General features: G+C 42.5%; 17 protein-coding genes, 1 tRNA gene and 1 riboswitch. Of the genes, 9 read left to right on the top strand and 9 right to left on the bottom strand.

What is annotated here, in order from left to right; all coding sequences use genetic code 11:
• Nucleotides 1–25: 25 nt before the first annotated feature.
• Together KXV15_RS02965 and KXV15_RS02970 are read right to left on the bottom strand one after the other, a co-directional pair.
• Nucleotides 26–799: a tyrosine-protein phosphatase gene (locus tag KXV15_RS02965; RefSeq protein ID WP_240006672.1), complete on the bottom strand. Its 774-nt coding sequence runs from the start codon at nt 797–799 to the stop codon at nt 26–28.
• Between the two features lie 8 nt (nt 800–807).
• On the bottom strand, nt 808–1,161 hold the full coding sequence (locus KXV15_RS02970; protein WP_240006673.1) for a winged helix-turn-helix transcriptional regulator: 354 nt from the start codon (nt 1,159–1,161) through the stop codon (nt 808–810).
• Between the two features lie 140 nt (nt 1,162–1,301).
• On the opposite strand from KXV15_RS02970, the gene gstA reads away from it, so the two are divergent.
• A complete protein-coding gene (gstA, locus tag KXV15_RS02975) occupies nt 1,302–1,910 on the top strand; it encodes a glutathione transferase GstA (protein ID WP_240006674.1) in 609 nt (202 codons plus the stop codon).
• Nucleotides 1,911–1,949: 39 nt separating this feature from the next.
• Here the strand turns inward: gstA and KXV15_RS02980 are convergent, their stop codons facing one another.
• The 4 genes from KXV15_RS02980 to KXV15_RS02995 form a co-directional block, all read right to left on the bottom strand.
• Complete coding sequence (locus KXV15_RS02980) at nt 1,950–3,410, bottom strand: AMP nucleosidase (protein WP_240006675.1); 1,461 nt, start codon at nt 3,408–3,410, stop codon at nt 1,950–1,952.
• A 65-nt stretch (nt 3,411–3,475) separates the two neighbouring features.
• On the bottom strand, nt 3,476–4,045 hold the full coding sequence (locus tag KXV15_RS02985; protein ID WP_240006676.1) for a hypothetical protein: 570 nt from the start codon (nt 4,043–4,045) through the stop codon (nt 3,476–3,478).
• Between the two features lie 66 nt (nt 4,046–4,111).
• On the bottom strand, nt 4,112–6,820 hold the full coding sequence (locus tag KXV15_RS02990; RefSeq protein ID WP_240006677.1) for a PAS domain S-box protein: 2,709 nt from the start codon (nt 6,818–6,820) through the stop codon (nt 4,112–4,114).
• A 374-nt stretch (nt 6,821–7,194) separates the two neighbouring features.
• A tRNA-Arg gene (locus KXV15_RS02995) sits at nt 7,195–7,271 on the bottom strand.
• A gap of 233 nt (nt 7,272–7,504) precedes the next feature.
• Here KXV15_RS02995 and KXV15_RS03000 point away from each other — a divergent pair.
• The 5 genes from KXV15_RS03000 to rimM all read left to right on the top strand — a co-directional run bounded on the left by KXV15_RS03000 (nt 7,505) and on the right by rimM (nt 11,901).
• Complete coding sequence (locus KXV15_RS03000) at nt 7,505–8,554, top strand: hypothetical protein (protein WP_240006678.1); 1,050 nt, start codon at nt 7,505–7,507, stop codon at nt 8,552–8,554.
• Between the two features lie 52 nt (nt 8,555–8,606).
• Nucleotides 8,607–9,068: a transcriptional repressor gene (locus KXV15_RS03005; protein ID WP_240006679.1), complete on the top strand. Its 462-nt coding sequence runs from the start codon at nt 8,607–8,609 to the stop codon at nt 9,066–9,068.
• 334 nt (nt 9,069–9,402) lie between these two features.
• Nucleotides 9,403–10,926, top strand: a complete 1,524-nt coding sequence (gene ffh, locus KXV15_RS03010; RefSeq protein WP_240007194.1) for a signal recognition particle protein — start codon at nt 9,403–9,405, stop codon at nt 10,924–10,926.
• Between the two features lie 27 nt (nt 10,927–10,953).
• Nucleotides 10,954–11,367, top strand: a complete 414-nt coding sequence (gene rpsP, locus KXV15_RS03015) for a 30S ribosomal protein S16 (RefSeq protein ID WP_240006680.1) — start codon at nt 10,954–10,956, stop codon at nt 11,365–11,367.
• Nucleotides 11,368–11,370: 3 nt separating this feature from the next.
• Entirely contained in the window at nt 11,371–11,901 is a 531-nt protein-coding gene (gene rimM, locus KXV15_RS03020) for a ribosome maturation factor RimM (protein ID WP_240006681.1), read from the top strand.
• On the opposite strand, the gene KXV15_RS03025 is transcribed toward rimM, so the two are convergent.
• A complete protein-coding gene (locus KXV15_RS03025; protein ID WP_240006682.1) occupies nt 11,902–12,459 on the bottom strand; it encodes a TetR-like C-terminal domain-containing protein in 558 nt (185 codons plus the stop codon).
• 92 nt (nt 12,460–12,551) lie between these two features.
• Here KXV15_RS03025 and rph point away from each other — a divergent pair, with 92 nt between their 5' ends.
• Nucleotides 12,552–13,313 carry a ribonuclease PH gene (gene rph, locus KXV15_RS03030; RefSeq protein WP_275671532.1) on the top strand — a complete coding sequence of 254 codons (762 nt, stop codon included), beginning with the start codon at nt 12,552–12,554 and terminating at the stop codon, nt 13,311–13,313.
• A gap of 373 nt (nt 13,314–13,686) precedes the next feature.
• On the opposite strand, the gene mtaB is transcribed toward rph, so the two are convergent.
• A complete protein-coding gene (mtaB, locus tag KXV15_RS03035) occupies nt 13,687–14,997 on the bottom strand; it encodes a tRNA (N(6)-L-threonylcarbamoyladenosine(37)-C(2))-methylthiotransferase MtaB (protein ID WP_240006683.1) in 1,311 nt (436 codons plus the stop codon).
• A gap of 57 nt (nt 14,998–15,054) precedes the next feature.
• Between mtaB and KXV15_RS03040 the strand changes: the two genes are divergently transcribed.
• Complete coding sequence (locus KXV15_RS03040) at nt 15,055–15,273, top strand: PLD nuclease N-terminal domain-containing protein (protein WP_240006684.1); 219 nt, start codon at nt 15,055–15,057, stop codon at nt 15,271–15,273.
• A gap of 63 nt (nt 15,274–15,336) precedes the next feature.
• Here the strand turns inward: KXV15_RS03040 and KXV15_RS03045 are convergent, their stop codons facing one another.
• Complete coding sequence (locus tag KXV15_RS03045) at nt 15,337–16,197, bottom strand: alpha/beta fold hydrolase (RefSeq protein ID WP_240006685.1); 861 nt, start codon at nt 16,195–16,197, stop codon at nt 15,337–15,339.
• A 105-nt stretch (nt 16,198–16,302) separates the two neighbouring features.
• A riboswitch (TPP riboswitch) is annotated at nt 16,303–16,409 on the top strand.
• Nucleotides 16,410–16,448: 39 nt separating this feature from the next.
• Between KXV15_RS03045 and thiC the strand changes: the two genes are divergently transcribed.
• Complete coding sequence (thiC, locus tag KXV15_RS03050; RefSeq protein WP_240006686.1) at nt 16,449–18,278, top strand: phosphomethylpyrimidine synthase ThiC; 1,830 nt, start codon at nt 16,449–16,451, stop codon at nt 18,276–18,278.
• Nucleotides 18,279–18,285 lie beyond the last annotated feature (7 nt).

Consider the following 18,285-nt stretch of genomic DNA (forward strand, 5'->3'; position numbering starts at 1 on the left):
AAAGTATCCTAAAGGTTTATTTTGGCTAAATTAAATTCTTACGTATTTGTAATAATTGATTTTCTTTTATTCCAATTGCATTTAAATAGCCAAGTAATGAGCCATTTTTATTAATAATTTCGTCAAATGCAGTTTGAAGATATTCTTCACTTACAATACCCAAAGGTCGCATAGCTTTAGAATCAATTTTTTTGCCCAAGCGATTGGAAATGCTTTCGGCATATTTTTCCACTAATTCATCAAGGTTGTGAACTTTGTTGGTTAAAAGATAATCGTCCATAATATCATCATCATGAACATCAAGAGTTTTTAAGATTAAGGCACATAATATGCCGGTTCTGTCTTTTCCCGCGGCACAATGAATCAATATCGGGTGTTCAGGCTGTGTAAGTTCGGCGAATGCCTGATTGAATATTTCAACGTGCATAGGTTCATAGGGGAGGCGCCGATAGGTCTGAAGCATAAAGTCGTGTGTTTTTTGCGTCGTAACTTCTTCATCCCTTAAATATTGTAGGTGCGGTGGTAGGGTTTCACCATCATCACTTTTACTGCTTCCAGTTATTTGTTTGATTGTGCCTTTTATTTGATTGGGTTGTAATTTCCGCTCATTGGTCTTGCGAAGATCAACAATTGTTTTAATTTTTAATTGGGATAGTTCCGCATGTCCATTTTCAGTTAGATTAGATAATTGCCCCGAACGAAAAAGCAATTTTTCGCGCACTTTCTCGCCGGTTTTGGTTTTATATTTACCAAAGTCCCGAAAATTGTGGACCCCATCAATTTTTATAAAGCGGTGCATGAAACCCCCTATTTGCCATTTTCACTATAATCACGAAGCCTAGCGCCAATTTGTGCCATTTTTTCTATGGCTGGCAATAATTCTATACCTAAATCAGTAAGTTCATATTCAACCGATGGCGGTTTGGTATCCATAACTATACGTTTTATCACGTTTTTCTTTTGTAATTGCGATAGGCGTGAACTAAGCATTTTAGAGGAAATCGGCGCAAGATATGATTTAAGCTCACTAAAGCGGCGCGCGCCATCAGAAAGATTCCATAATAATGCGGGTGTCCATGTGCCGCCCAAAAGCTCCATAATTTCTGTAATATAACATTTGCCAGTTGGAAGTTTGAATTTGGCTGGGCGATGCTTTAGCATTTTTATGCCTATTTAAAAAAGTGCAAATTTGGAAATCAGGTTACCGATTGTAAACCTATAAAACCAGTAACATAAAGTAACCATGTTTACAAATGTAATAATGGATAATAGAGTTCGCCATCATTAAAAGAGAGGATATTATGAAATTATATTATAGCCCTGGCGCATGTTCATTATCACCACATATCGTTTTGCGTGAACTCGGACTTGAGTTTGAGCTTGTCAAAACCGATATTCGCGCCAAAAAAACCGAAAACGGCGATGACTATTTTCAAATTAACCCAAAAGGCCAAGTGCCTGCGCTTTTGCTCGATAGTGGTGATTTAATTACCGAAGGGGTTGCAATTACCCAATATCTTGCGGACACACACCAAGATAAAGGCCTTGCGCCTGCCGCACCGTCAATTGAACGTGCAAAATTAGTTGGTGTGTTAAATTATATTGCCGCAGAATATCATAAATCTTTCTCCCCATTGTTTAACCCGATGGCAAGTGATGAAGTAAAAGCATTCGCATTGGGTAATGTAAAACTTCGCCTTGATTATCTTGAAAAAGAACTTTCTGATGGTCGCGAATTTATTATGGGCGATAAATTCACAATTGCCGATGCTTATTTGTTCACCGTAACTAATTGGGTGAACCACGTTGGCTTAAAACTTGTGGATTGGATAAATCTTGCAAATTATTCAAAACGTATTGCTGGCCGTCCGGCTGTTCAGGCTGCATTAAAAGCAGAAGGTTTGATTTAAATTAAAAACCCCCTCCTTTTATTTGGGAGGGGGTGTTTTTTATCTAAATGGTGGCTCATCAAAAGAGCGAAGTTTACGGGAGTGAACCACACGACCCTCATTGCGAAGGTTTTCAATGGTTCGGATACCGATTTTCAAATGCTCTTGAATTGCGCGCTCATAAAATACGTTTGCCGCACCTGGAAGTTTGATTTCACCATGCACTGGCTTGTCAGAGATACAAAGCAATGTGCCATATGGAACACGATGGCGGAAACCTTGCGCTGCAACCATGCAGCTTTCCATATCCACACCAATGGCGCGTGACATATTGATAAGCTGCCGCTCTTTGGACCAATAAAGTTCCCAGTTTCTATCAGCAAAGCTAACCACTGTGCCGGTTCTTAGGCGGCGTTTAAGGGTTTCCTTTTGTTCGCCAGTGATTTGTTTTGCCGCCTCAAAGATTGCGATTTGCACTTCTGCAATTGGTGGGATGGGAACAGATACCGGTAAAATATCGTCAAGGACATTATCGCGGCGCAAATAAGCGTGGGCAAGGACATAATCTCCAATCCGTTGGCTTTGGCGCAAACCTGCACAATGGCCAACCATCAACCAGCAATGTGGGCGCAAAACCGCCAAATGGTCAGTGATGTTTTTGGTATTTGAAGGCCCAACCCCGATGTTAACAAGGCTAATGCCTTCGCCTTCTTTGCTAAGCAGGTGATAGGCCGGCATTTGATATTTGCGCCAATCGCTTTGCGAAGTAATCCTTACGGCATCATCGGCATTATTAATGTCGATTTCCACACCACCAGAGCATACAAGCTTATAATATGGGGTATTGGGGTTTTTAATTTCTTCGGCCGCCCATTTAACGAATTCATCAACATAACGGGCATAGTTGGTAAACAAAATCCATGGCTGGAAATTGCGCCAATCGGTTCCGGTGTAATGCAATAGACGTTTTAGGGAATAATCAGTCCTTAGGCCGTCATAAAGTGAAAGCGGGCGAATATTATGCCCATTAATGTCCCAAAGGCCGTCTGCAACCTCGTCACCAACGTGGTTTAAATCAGGGGTTGGGAAATGGCGCGCCAATTCATCGGGGGGGACATCGCCAACCCCAAGTTCATTTGCGCCTTCCATAACAAAGCCATAAGGAATTTCTTGATCCGAATATGTGATTTCATATTGTGGATCATATTCGTCAAACAATGGCTCTAATTGTTCGCGCAAATAATGGGCAAACTCATTAGGGTGGGTAAAGGTTCCAAGATAAGTTCCGGCAAAGTTAAACTTTGCATAGGCCCGCGCAGAAACCGGCGGTGGCTTATCCGGATTATATTTCAAGATTAATTGTGGATAGCGGAATTTTTGCCGCGTTTCATTACTTGGTGGCGTACGTGTTTTCACATATTCCGCCAATGCACCCCTTAGTGCATCAGATGCCGCCATGTATTTTTCGTTAAGTTCGTTTATAATTTTTTCGATAGTATTTTTATTATTGTTTTTATTCATACTCTTAATCATGAACCCGCTTTAAATTCTTGTCAAGCGGGGTATAAAATAAGTCCAACAAAGTTTTATGACGCAACCCATAAATTCCTAATAGATTTTGTATGGTTTTCAAAATTATTGACCAAACTCTTTAGTTTCGTAACAATAATTTCTTGCTTTGAAGCCTCAATAAACTCAACTTCTTTTCGATTGCTTTGACCGTTATTAGCATAAATGAGTAACATACAAACATACTTACCACTTTCGTCTCTTAATATCTTTGATGCTCCATGTGCAAGAAAGTTTCTTAGATTCTCATATTTTTCAATTTCTTTAAGAGGTTTTTTAATTTGCCCAATTTTTGATTTTAACTTGTTATCCTCTGAACTTAGCGTCAACATTAAATCTGTTCTGTAAGCATTTGTATTGGGAATATCTGCCTTTAAAATTTCAGTATTGTTTTTTAAGGCGAATAACGTTTCACACAGAAGTATCTCAAATCTTGTAAATTCACTTAAGAATTGTCCCCGAAAAAGATTGAATTCCGCAGCAATTTTTAGGTAATTATTGTCTCTTTGATTATTATTCGCTGCCTGTGGAACCGCATTTTTAGGCGCACATTTAGGGTTGATTTCTGCGTTGTTTGTTTTTGTCATTGAAAACTTATAGCGCAAAAATATAAAAATTCGCTTTTAAGGCTATGTAAAATTTTAACAAAACTCTTAAGCTATTTTAGCCGTTTCGTTATCATCTTCCGCCTCTAGTGCGCTTTCGATTGCGTTGAAAAGCGTGCTGATATTGATTGGTTTGGGTACGACATTGTCAAACCCGCTATTTAGATAGAGGTCAATTTGCTCTTTCAATGCATTGGCAGTAACCGCGATTATTGGGGTTCTGTCGCGGTGTGATGCGCATTCAAGATTTCGTATTTCCCGTGTCGCAGATAACCCATCAAGCACCGGCATTTTTATGTCCATAAGGATTATATCAAAATTCTGATTTTGCCAGCGTTCAACCGCCTCTTTGCCATTACAAACAATCTCGGCATCCAAATTGATTTGTTCTAACATGGTGCGGATAACAAGTTGGTTGGTTGGGTTATCTTCGGCGACGAGGATTTTTAAATCTTCACTATTTTCGCTTTCGTCAACCTCATGGTGGTTGGTGTCGTGCGCTACTTCTTGGGTTTGAATTTTCTTAAGCGGAAGACGCAGTGTAACCTTCATACCTTCGCCAATTTCAGAATCTGCGAAGATTGTACCTTTCATTAGGCGGGTTAGCTGATTGCAAACTGCAAGCCCAATCCCAGAGCCAGCAATTGAATTGACCATATCTTCTTCTGCCCAAGAGTTAAGCGAATAAAGACGGCATGCGGTTTGCCTATCCATGCCGATGCCTTCATCTTTGACGACAATTTCAAGCATGTTTCCGCTATAATTGGCACTTATGTAAATATTGCCTTGTGGGGTGTATTTAACCGAATTGGAAATGATATTATCAATAATCTGCTGGACCCTTATGGCGTCGCCAATATAATCTCCGCTTGCACCACTGATATCGAGAATGAATTTAACATTATTCTTTTCGATTTGTGCCTCGAAAAGATTAATCAGATTGGTGAACATATTATCGAGATTGAATTGTTTTTCGACAAGTTCAATCATGCCTTGTTCAACCTTGGTCAAATCAAGAATATCGTCAATTCGTGCCGATAAAAATTTGCTGCCATTCAAGCAAGTATCAAGCAATGATATTTGTTTCTCGGTTAAGTTTTCGCGTGGGAAAATTTGTAATAATCCTAGCATCCCATTTAACGGGGTACGCATATCGTGGCTCATGGCGGCAAGGAATTGGCTTTTGGCTTCGTTTGCCCGCTCAGCCTCGATTTTGGCGTTCAGATATTGTTGTTCATTGAGTTTTTTTGCGGTTATATCGCTTCTGGTTCCAATGAATTTTGCCGGTTTGCCGTTTTTGATTTCAACAAATTCACCGGTGACGCTTACCCAATTTATATAGCCTTGCTCATTAAGTTCGCGATATTCAAGCTTAAGCGGTGCGCTGTTTTTAACGCAATTTTGCCAATGATCATTAACCAGTGCAAGATCAAGGGGATGGACTTTTGCCCAAACTTTATCATGAAACTCTTTAACTGAACAATTGCCGTGAATATCAGGTTCATAAGCACTTTCGGCGGTGACAACGTCGTTGATATAATCAACTTCATAGATTGTCATGCCTGCGGTTTGGGTTGCAATACGGAAACGATTTGCAACCGATGTAATTCGATTTTTTGCTCTTACGTCTTCGCTAATATCGCGGATTGCCCCGATAAAACGTGCAATGTCGCCATCACTTCCATATAAAAACCGCGCCTTTAAATTTACCCAGACCATTAAATTATCCAGGTTATACATACGGAAGTTTATATTAATTGTTTCGCGGGTTACAACTGCTTCTTCGGTTCTTTTGAGAACCATCATGCGGTCGTCTTTGTGGATTTTTTCAACAATAAAATCCGGAAATTCAGTGACCGATGTCATTTCATCCAAAAGTCTTGCTGTATTTTGGATGATGTGAAGTTGATTACGCACGTAGTCACGATCAAAAACCGTGATTTCAGAACTTTCAATAGCAAGTTCAAGGCGGTTTGCGGATTCTTGAAGTTTATGTTTGCGAATTACTTCACGACTAATATCTTTTATACTGCCGATAAGGCGGATTCTTTTGTTGTTTTCGTCAAGAATTGGCTCGATAATAATTTTGGCCCAAATTAATTTATTATCGCTGCGAACAAAGCGTAATTGAACATCAAAGGTTTTATTATGCGTGCATAATAATTCCCATGCGTTTTGCAAAACATCAATATCATCTGGAAAGATGCTGTGCATAATACGTTCGGCAAAATTTTCGGCTTCGGGTGGGTATTCGCCAAAAACAAAATCGCAATGCTTTGAATAATAAACCTTATTCGTGGTCAAATCTAATTCATAAATATAAAGACCGGCGTCCGAAGATGCGACCTTTACCATATTCAAAGAACGTTCAAGTTCTTCTTGGGTTTCGACCAAAACACTAATATCACGCAAAATTGTTGAGAAATAAGCGTTTTCGCCATGTCCGGTTTTGGTTATACTTATCAAAGCTGGAAACACGGTTCCATCAGAGCGTAAACCATATACACGTCTTTTAATACTTTTCCCGAGGACAGGGTTTTTATTTGTTCGAAAATCTTCGGTAATTTCCGGATGTCGTGCGCGGTATTTTTCAGGTATCAGGAGTTCAACGCTTTTACCAATTACATCTTCTTTTTTGTGTTCAAAGATATTTTCAGCGCCTTGGTTGAATTCAATAATCTCCATATTGCAATTCGTGATAACGATTGCATCTTCGGAGGCGTCAAAAAGGCTCTTTAAAACACTTTGCTTAATCATAAGAATGCCACATTGAAATGACGATACGTCCCTGAAATTATAAATTGCATTACTGTATGGTAAGCATATATAGATTGATAATTAATTAAAACTTGTTAATTCCGAGTAAATTAATCGGGAATTATTCTCATAAAACCTGTGTTTAATGGGTTTTGTATAAATTTTATGCACAAAAAATATGCTTACATGATATATTTTTTAGCTTTAACTAAAACTAAAGTAAATTAGTGCAGGTGGTTTGCGTCAATTAAAGGTAGAATATTAAAGGGATGCACATGTGCGTTTTTTGCCATTAATCAGCACTAAAAAACACGCAAAATGGTGTGCCGATTAAATGCCACGTGCATAAATTTAGATAAATGTAAGAGGGAAAATGGCGCACCCAGAGCGATTCGAACGCCCGACCTATTGATTCGTAGTCAATTGCTCTATCCAGCTGAGCTATGGGTGCGCATGTGCAAGGCGGGCTTGTTATTAAATAAGTGACGAAAGTTCAAGCTATAATATCAGTAGAAATTCACATTCGCACAATTCATTACATAACATCGGCCTAAAGAGCCATTAAAATGGCGTGAAATTCGATTATTTAACGAAAATTCCGAGTGTGATTTCAATTAATTCGCCAATTTGGCTAATGCAATGGAAGTTTTTCGGCTTTTGTGCTTTGTAATATCCATGAGCAGAATGGCACAAATTAGAATTTACAATAACGAATCTCGAATTGCGGGGATTTTGCAACTTGGTAATGAGTTGCTGTGGCGTGCCGTGCCGTTTTTAATATTTTTTGCGGTTTTTTCACCGGTTTTAATTGGGGCATACCGTGATTTTTCATCGGGCGCGTTGCCTTTGCAAACACCGCAAACAATTGCGTCTGGGGAAACATTTTTTCGTGCGTTAATTTTAAAAAACTTTGGTGAAATTGGGCTTAAATTATTTTCATTAGTGCCATCGGCGATAATGATGTTTGCGGTTTTCAAAATCACCAAATTATTTGACGCACCGATTTGGGCTCGTGCCATTGCTGCAAGTTTGATTGTGGTAATGCCAATATTTAATCTTGCCCCCAATTTGTGGGAGCGCCCAGATGACGCGATTTTCGCGGCACTTTGCGCTTTGATGGCATATAATCTTATACGTGCCATAAAAACTTCAAGCCATTATAACCTTGCATTTGCCTTTCTTATTGCAATAATAATTACGTTCCTACGCCCAATCAGTTTTTGGCCACAAATTTTGATTTTTGTGGTTGCAAGATTTACTTCTGATGGTTTTAAAAGTGACGCGAAATATGGCTTTATAAGCTCGTTAATTTGGGGGCCGGGCTTATTTGTTGTGTTGGCATTTTTGAATGCCTTCAAATCCCATAGCGTGGTAAACAGTGCGAAATTGGCGCTTTCCGATACATTGAAAAATAGTATGGCAAGCGATGTAACAGGCAATGCGTTTAATTTTCTTGGGCTATTGCCTTCAATGTTGCCGCTTTTGATATTGTTGGGCTTGGGGCTTTTGGGGCTTGTCCTTTTGCTTACCAATGAAAATCGTGTCAAAAATCATTATTATGCAACCGCAATTATTTTGCTTTGTTTTATGGGTGTTGCCGTGTTTGGTGGTGGTTTGTCCTTGGTTCGGCTGCTTTTAGATCCAATTTTATTGGCACTTGCGGCGGCAATTGCCGGCGTTGGCACGGATAAATTACGTGCGCTTTTTGCCCCTTTTGAATTCAAGATTAAATAAGAATGCTAATTCGTCTCATTGACTTGGGGTATGATTACACTACATTTGTTATATGTCAGACTTAATTGATAGCGCATTATTAAAAGCCGAAGAAAAAACCAAATCAATTGGTGAACGTTTCACTGCGCCGCGCCGCATGGTTATGAAAAAATTATTGGAGGCTGAAAAACCGCTAAAAGCCTATGACATTATTGGCATTCGTGAAGAAAACGGCACACCCGCCAAACCGCCGACCATTTACCGTGCGCTTGAGTTTTTGTGCCGCACGGGCTTGGTTCACAAGATTGAAAGTGATTCAAGTTATTTCGTCTGCACCCATTCCGATCATTGCCATTATGATACCCATGTTCCGATGGTGATGATTTGCGATAAATGCGGCACAGTAAGCGAGGTTCATTTGGTTGCGGTCGAGGCAATGATAAATGAAACCGCCAAAAGTGCTAATTTCCAAATTTCCCGTACCCTAATCGAAACCCATGGTACATGTGCAAATTGCCGGACGGCATTTGCGTGATATGATTGACTAGTTCAGTTGTAATCCTCCCCGTCAAGCGCACAAGCGTGCGCCGGCGGAAGTCCGCCGCCCCACCGGAGGCTTGAGGGAATTGCATTTACGATTAGTAAATGCCCCGAGATAGCCGTGAGGTCAAAAGCATAATTTGACTCTTAACCTTTTTTCCTATATAGCCCGCGCAAGAATTTCGGCACATTGCCAAAATAACCATGTCTGCACGGTCTCGTCCTTAGAAATTTAAGGGTAAAACGAATGGGGTAGAGTGGTCCCCCCGCACAGCGTTATCGCCCTGCGGGGTGTTTTGCGTTGTGTGGTTTTGAAAGGTTTTTTAGAAGTGTTTGATGCTTTAACGGAAAAATTAGGCGGTGTGTTTGACAATCTTACCGGGCGCGGTGCGCTTTCGGAAAAAGATGTCGAGGCGGCATTGCGTGAGGTTCGTGTCGCCCTGCTTGAGGCTGACGTTGCACTTCCTGTGGTTAAACAATTCATCAACACCGTAAAAGAAGAAGCCGTTGGCGAAAAAGTTATTCGCGCAGTAAAACCGGGTCAACAAGTTGTAAAAATCGTTCACGATGCCTTGATTGAAACTTTGGGCGGCGCACAAGAGCCAGAAGATTTGAAAATTTCTTCTCCGCCATCGGTTATTATGATGGCGGGTTTGCAAGGTTCTGGTAAAACCACCACCACCGGTAAATTGGCACTTCGTCTAAAGAAAAAAGACCGTAAAAAAGTATTATTGGCGTCACTTGATACCCGTCGCCCTGCGGCGATGGAGCAGCTTGCAATTTTAGCAACCCAAGCCGAGGTGGAAAGCCTTCCCATAGTTCAAGGTCAGTCACCGGTTGAAATCGCAAAACGCGCGATGCAGGCGGCAAAATTTGGCGGCTTTGATGTTGTAATCCTCGATACCGCTGGTCGTACATCAATTGATGAAGAAATGATGGTTGAGGCGGCGAATATCGCAAAAATCGCTAATCCATCTGAAATCCTTTTGGTTGCCGATAGTTTAACAGGTCAAGACGCGGTCGAAACCGCAAAACGCTTCCATGAGCGTTTGCCACTAACTGGTATCATCCTTACCCGTGCCGATGGTGATGGGCGTGGTGGTGCGGCATTGTCAATGCGTGCGGTTACTGGCTTGCCAATCAAATTCCTTGGTATCGGCGAGAAGATTGACGGGCTTGATGTTTTTGATGCCCGCCGTATTGCTGGTCGGATTTTGGGCCAAGGTGACGTTGTCGCATTGGTTGAAAAGGCGGTTGAAAATGCCGATATGGCGGCAGCCGAAAAAATGGCTGCCAAAATGGCAAAGGGCAAATTCGACCTTGATGATTTGTCTATGCAATTGCGCCAAATCCAAAATATGGGTGGACTTGGTGGCATTATGGGCATGTTACCGGGTGCGCAGGCGGCAAAAAAAGCGCTTGATAATGGCGTGGTAAACGAAAAAATCATCACTCGTCAAATTGCGGTCATTTCTTCAATGACCAAAAAAGAGCGCCAAAAGCCAGACCTTTTGAACGCATCACGCCGCCGCCGTATTGCAACGGGTGCCGGTGTCGATGTTTCAGAGGTTAATAAGGTTATCAAAATGCACCGTTCAATGGCTGATATGGTTAAATCCATCGGCAAGGGCGGCATGAAAGGCCTTATGCAGAAAATGGGTGGCATGAAAGGCGGCATGCCAAGTGAAGAACAATTAAAAGCATTGGGGGAAAAGGCACTGCAATCAGGTGCGATGCCGCCAATGGGACAGAATATGCCACAGGGTCTTCCGGGGCTTGGTGGCGGTGGTTTACCTGGGCTGGGCGGCGGTTTGCCGGGTTTAGGTGGCTTTGGTTTTGGTAAGAAAAAGTAATTTTAAATTTAAGTAAGGAAGTAAAATATGTCTTTGAAAATTCGTTTGGCTCGTGGTGGCTCTAAAAAACGTCCAGTTTACCGTGTTGTTGTTGCTGATGCGCGCTCTCCTCGTGATGGCCGTTTCATCGAAAAAATCGGTACTTATAACCCACTTTTGAGCGTTGAATCAGGCCAACGTTTTGTTGTTGATCTTGAAAAAGCTGCTGAATGGGTAAAAAAAGGTGCGCAACCTACTGATCGTGTTGCTCGTTACCTTGCTCAACAAGGCGTTGGCACTTGGACCAACAGCAACAACCCACAAAAAGGTGAACCTGGTCAAAAAGCAAAAGAGCGTGCTGCTGAACGTCTTCAAAAAGAAGAAGATGCAAAAGCTGCTGCTGCTGAGGCTGCTGCTGCACCGGCTGAAGAAGTTGCAACCGAAGAAGCGGCTTCTGAATAATTTATGTCTGATAACAACCAAGTATTAATTGGTGTTATACAAGGTGCCTTTGGGGTGCGTGGTGAATTGCGTGTGAAGTCGTTCACCGCCGACCCCGAGGCAATCTTTGAATATTCGCCCTTTTTGAATGAAAAGGGCGATATTTTATTTGAAGTAAAATCATGGCGCGCCATTAAAGAGGGATTTTCATTTTTTCCGAAAAAATCCGTCACTCGTGAAGAAGCAATGGCTTTGCGCAATGTGAAACTTTATGTGCCGCGTGATAAATTCCCCGAACTTGAAGAAGATGAATATTATCAGGTTGATTTAATCGGCCTAAAGCTTGAGGATTTGGACGGCAATTATATGGGTCGCATCAAGGCAATCATCACAACAGGTGAAGATTTGCTTGAAGTTGAAGATACCCCAAATGTCAAAAAAAGCTGGTTTGTGCCGTTTACGCGCGCCAATGTGCCAATTGTTGACATAAAAAACAAAAAACTGGTTTGCGATTTACCAGATGGCTTCTTAGAGCCAGAAGAAAAAGAACAATAATTATTTCGTCAATAAACTAAAGATCGTAAGCATCAAATCTTCAGGGTTTGTTGTGTGCGCCTCTTCGCCCGCAAGCAAATGCATGTTTTCAAGCGTTAGTGCGCCAATGCAGGTTGACCATAATAATAACGCAATTTTTTCAGGGGTTTGCCCCTTGATTGGGCGTGGTGCATAGCTAGTGAAGGTTTTGATTATATAATCTTTTGCCTTTGTACTCATGTCTTCAAATTCGGGTAGGGTGTCTTCCCATTTGCGGAATATAAGGGCAAAGCGATAGGGGTATTTTTGCGCCCAATGGATGAAAAAATTCATCATTGAAACTACGTTGCCATAAGATGGTGTCGCCTGAACCGCAGGGATAGATTTTATGATATTATCAATTTCAATTGAAGCCAGGCGTAATAAAAGCACGCCATTATCGGCAAAGTAATTTTTACCGGAACCGGGCGTAAGTTGATACATTTCTTCAATTTTTTGTATATCAACAAAATGATGCCCCTTGTCGTCAAGGATGCGAAACGCACCATTTATTATTATCTCTTCTGTCCCGCCAGCCATAATACACACCCTAAGCGCGGAATAGCATGTAGTAATTATTTCTACAAGTAGCCAAGAGTTGTAATTATATTTGCTTTTTATGATTGAAAAGCATGCAAAGTCCATCTAAACAAGCCGAAACAGAAAGATATTCTATGACAAACCGCCCGTCGCAACGACAAAATAACGAAACCCGTAAAATCGAACTTATCCCCAATTTTTCACCTTATGCCGAAGGTTCGTGCTTGGCAAAATTTGGCAATACCCATGTTCTTGTCACCGCAACGGTCGAAGAAAAGATTCCAAATTGGTTAAAGGGGCAAAAAAAGGGTTGGATTACCGCCGAATATGGCATGTTGCCACGCGCCACCCATACGCGCGGTCGTCGTGAAGCGGCATCGGGCAAACAATCGGGGCGCACCCAAGAAATTCAGCGACTTATTGGCCGCGGTCTTAGAAGTGTGGTTGATTTGGAAAAATTGGGCGAACGCCAAATCTTGCTTGATTGCGATGTGATTCAGGCCGATGGCGGCACACGCACTGCAAGTTTGACTGGTGCATATGTGGCATTACAGGGCGCGGTTAAATATTTGCTTGAAGAAGGTCTTTTAACCGAAAACCCAATCAAGGCAGCGGTCGCGGCGATTTCTTGCGGCATTTATGAAGGTCAACCCGTGCTAGATTTGGATTATGCCGAAGATTCGAACGCCGAAGCCGATGCAAACTTTATTATCGCCGAAGGTTTGGGCTTGATTGAGGTGCAGGCAACCGGCGAAGAACGCCCATTTACCGAGGCCGAATTCCAAGAGCTATTAAACCTTGCAAAACAAGGTTGCGGCGAATTGTTTGAATTGCAACGCGCGGCATTGGGATAGATTTTACTTGTTGAGATGTCTGCCGGAAAACCCAAAGGAAAATTCCGGCATGACAGCACTTAACTCCTTCCCTCAAGGAAAGCAGTTAAGAAATACTATCCACCACCACTTCATTTACCCTTATAATATGGACATATCCGCCAAATCAAAAACTGATGCTTGGTTGAAAATGTCAACAAATGTCAGCTTTTTTGGCGAATTGCGGAAAAACGCCATTAAAAATCGCGTAATTAATTGATTTATAATGGTTTTATTTGCAAAAATTGCTGTTACAAACTGTCAAAAACGTTACAAAATAGGGGAAAAATTGTTACATTTCTGAATTTTGGGGTGAATTTAGTGGTTAAATTCCGGCATGATAAGGTTTGTAATTCTAAACCATTTCTCCAAGCAAAAATTCACCATCAACACCGATAATGCGGGCATTTATTATGTCGCCCGCCGCGTCATGTGGGATTTTTACACGGGTGAAATTATCCAACCTGCCGTGGTTGTTGTTTTCAAGCAAAACCTGCTGCACTGTGCCAATTTCGGCATTTAGTAGCTTTTGTAATGCCACCGCCGCATGGTCACGCAAAATCTTTGCGCGCTCTTTAATAAGCCCGCGTGGATGTTGCGGCATCTTTGCCGCCGGCGTCATTGGGCGCGGGGAATAGGGGAATACATGAACAAAGCTAAGGCCGGCTTCATCAATTAATGACAGGCTGTCGGCAAAATGGCTTTCATCTTCGGTCGGGAAGCCCGCAATAATATCTGCGCCAAAGGCAATTTCGGGGCGCACGGCTTTAAGGCGGGTGGTGATTTCAATTGCCTGTTCACGGCTATGGCGGCGCTTCATCCGTTTAAGGATAAGGTTATTCCCATGCTGCAAAGACAAATGCAAATGTGGCATTAAACGTGGGTTTTCGGCAAAATGCCGGAAAAGTGTATCGTCAATTTCCACCGCATCAATTGATGATAATCTAAGGCGCGGTAAATCTGGGCAAAGCCTGAAAATTCTATCAACCAAATTGCCAAGGTTTGGCGCGCCCGGCAAATCCGCACCCCATGCGGTTAAGTCAACGCCAGAAAGGACAACTTCTTTGATGCCTTTATCAACCAAGCGATTGATAACACGAACAATTTCCGTCGCGGGAACCGAGCGGGAATTACCACGCCCAAAAGGAATAACGCAAAATGTGCAACGGTGATCACAACCGTTTTGAACCTGAATATATGCCCTTGTGCGGCCCTCGATACCGTCAATCAAATGCCCTGCGGTCTCTTTGATTGACATTATGTCATCGACCACGATTTTTGCATCATCATGAAAAAGATTGAGATAGGTTTTTTCATCCGCCTTTTGGGAGTTGCCGATAACTTTGGTAACCTCTTCCATATCGGCAAAACTTGCGGGGTCAATTTGTGCGGCACAGCCAGAAACAAGAATTTGCGCACCTGGGTTTTCGCGTTTTGCCTTGCGGATTGCTTGTTTTGCTTGGCGCACTGCCTCGGCGGTAACGGCGCAAGTATTAACAAGGATAACGGGTTGATTAAGACCGCGTGCGGCTTTTTTCATCGCCTCGGTTTCATATAAATTAAGACGGCAGCCCAAAGTAATCGCCTTGATATTTCCTTCGGAGGCGATATTAATTTCAAAATCTTCTTTATTTTCTTGCTTGTTGTTTTTTGGGCTATCTGTCATTAAAATATTGTCAAATCTAATTTATGCCCCATATATAGACAAAAAGGGATTATTACAATGTTAGAGATGTTTCAGCGTTTGGCACATGGCGGTGGCGGTTTTTGGCTTTTTGTACATTTTGTTTTGGCGGTTTGGGCGGTTTATTCAATTTTTCAAAACCAAACTAGTGGCGGTCTTGCCAAGGCACTATGGGCATGTTTGGTATTCTTCTTCCCTGGCGGCGGCTTGATTTTATGGTTCTTCTTTGGGCCAAAAGCACCGAAGAAATTGGGATAGAAACCAAAAGATAAAATTTATTTGGGGGATGTTTATCCCCCATATTTATTTGCGGAATATAATTTAAAACTTCGCCGAAAATTCTTTTATTGCCGCAATTGCTTCTGGTTCATCCAAAATTGGGGCGTGACCAACATTGGGGACATCGCGCACAATTAAATCTGCCTTTACTTCGTGCATTTTGGCAACAATGTCGGGGGTGTTAAGGTCACTTATCGCGCCGCGTATCAACATGGTTGGGATGGCAATGTTCGCCTTGAATTGTGGCCAAATATCAGGAAGTGGTGCATCGGGGTCGGCACTTGCGACGCTTTCACGGATTTGCGGATCATAATCAAGAATAAAGCCATCATCGGTTTTGCGGCAGGTGCGCCCCGCAAATTCAAGCCAGAATTTATCGTCATCACCACGGCTTGGGAATGCATCAAGGTTTATTGCCTTTACCGCCGCCGCCGCATCATCAAGGGTTTTGAATAATGAAACGCTACCAACATAAGAGCGGATGCGTTTAATGCCGCCCAATGCCACCTCTGGTCCGACATCGTTTAAAATTATGCCTTTGAACAAATCGGGACGGAAGGAGGCAAGAAGCATTGAAATCAAACCGCCCATTGAGGTGCCAATAAAAATGGCTGGTGGGATTTTTAATTCATCGAAAATCGCAATGACATCCATCGCATAGGTTACGGGGTTATAATTGGCGACAATCTTATCATAATCAGATTTACCGCGACCACGCACATCAATTGCAAAAATCTCATGCCCTAAACCCAAAAGAGTATCAAAAATTGGTGCAAAGTCTTTATGATTACGGGTTAAACCATGGATAAGAAACACCGGTGGCTTTGCACTTGGTGTTTGTGGTTTTAGATTAAGAACAAATGTTTTTACGCCATCTTTGCCAGCAATGTAAAATTCTTGCATTTTTCCCCCGTAAATATGCTTACAAGTTTCATTGATTTGGCGCGTTTTTATTTAACAACATAATTGCTGGACTACAAAGCGAAAATAACATATGAAACCAAAATCAATAAACCCCCGGGGAGCCATGCTTTGGCTGAGAGGTATAGGTTGCGCTATACGACCCGTAGAACCTGTAAGTTAAAACTTGCGAAGGGAAGGGATTGCGGAATATCCGCCACGCCCCCTTTTCGCCTTATAATGAGAGAAACCAAATGGCGAATAATCTTAATGTAACAACTGGTCCAATCCGTGGCAGCCGAAAAATCTATGTTGGTGATTATAAGGTTGCGATGCGTGAAATCGATCTTGAACCAAGTGCGAATGAACCTTCTGTTCGGGTTTATGATACATCTGGCCCATATACTGACCCAAATATCAATATTGATATTGAAAAGGGGCTTAACCCACTGCGCCGTGATTGGATTATGGCGCGCGGCGATGTTGAGGAATATGACGGTCGTGCCCTAAAGCCAGAAGACAATGGACAGCTTGGCCCCGATCGTTCTGGCGGTGTTAAACCGTTTCCGAATGTGCCTTTAAAGCCTTTGCGTGCGAAATCTGGCATGAATGTTTCGCAAATGCATTATGCAAAGCAGGGGATTATTACCCCTGAAATGCATTATGTTGCCGAGCGTGAAAATCTTGGTCGTGCGCGTCTTAAGGAATATGTGCGCGATGGTATGGATTTCGGCGCAAGCATACCTGATTATGTGACCCCTGAATTTGTGCGTGATGAAATTGCACGTGGTCGTGCCATTATCCCTTGTAATATCAACCACCCGGAAACCGAGCCGATGGCAATAGGGCGTAATTTCTTGGTCAAAATTAATGCCAATATTGGTAATTCTGCGGTGGCCTCTGACGTTGCCAATGAGGTTGATAAAATGGTGTGGTCAATCCGTTGGGGTGCCGATACGGTTATGGATTTGTCAACCGGTCGCAATATTCACGACACACGTGAATGGATTATCCGCAATTCACCTGTGCCAATTGGTACTGTTCCAATTTATCAGGCATTGGAAAAAGTGGGCGGCATTGCCGAAGAATTAACATGGGAAATTTTCCGTGACACCTTGATTGAACAAGCAGAACAAGGCGTTGATTATTTCACAATTCACGCCGGTGTGCGCCTTGCTTATATTCCGCTTTCGGCAAAACGGGTTACGGGGATTGTTTCGCGTGGTGGCTCTATCATGGCGAAATGGTGCTTGTCGCATCATAAAGAAAGTTTCCTTTACGATAATTTTGAGGAAATTTGCCACATCATGAAGCAATATGACATTGCATTCTCACTTGGTGATGGTCTGCGCCCTGGCTCAATTGCCGATGCCAATGATGAGGCGCAATTTGCCGAACTTTATACGTTAGGTGAGCTAACTAAAATCGCGTGGAAGCATGATGTTCAAGTAATGATTGAAGGCCCTGGGCATGTCCCAATGCACAAAATCAAACAAAATATGGATAAGCAGCTTGAGGCATGTGGTGAAGCACCATTCTATACCTTAGGGCCCCTAACCACTGATATTGCACCGGGATATGACCATATTACATCAGGCATTGGTGCGGCAATGATTGGCTGGTACGGTACGGCGATGCTTTGCTATGTAACCCCGAAAGAGCATTTGGGCTTACCTGACCGCGATGACGTTAAAGTTGGTGTGGTGACATATAAATTGGCAGCCCATGCGGCGGATTTGGCAAAAGGGCATCCGGCGGCAAAGGTGCGTGATGATGCCCTATCGCGTGCGCGCTTTGAATTCCGTTGGCGTGACCAGTTTAATTTATCCCTCGACCCCGATACCGCAGAACAATATCACGACCAGACACTTCCAGCCGAAGGTGCGAAAACTGCGCATTTCTGCTCAATGTGTGGTCCGAAATTCTGTTCAATGAAAATTACCCAAGAAGTGCGGGACTTTGCCGCAAAGCAAAATTCACAAGAATTTGTTGCGTCGCCAATCGTAAACGCAGAAGATGGCATGAAACAAATGAGTGAAAAATTCCATGAACAAGGCGGGGAACTTTATATTCCCGCAAAATAGGGTTTTG

The sequence above is a fragment of the Pseudaquidulcibacter saccharophilus genome (assembly GCF_019455445.1).
GTDB lineage: Bacteria > Pseudomonadota > Alphaproteobacteria > Caulobacterales > Aquidulcibacteraceae > Pseudaquidulcibacter > Pseudaquidulcibacter saccharophilus.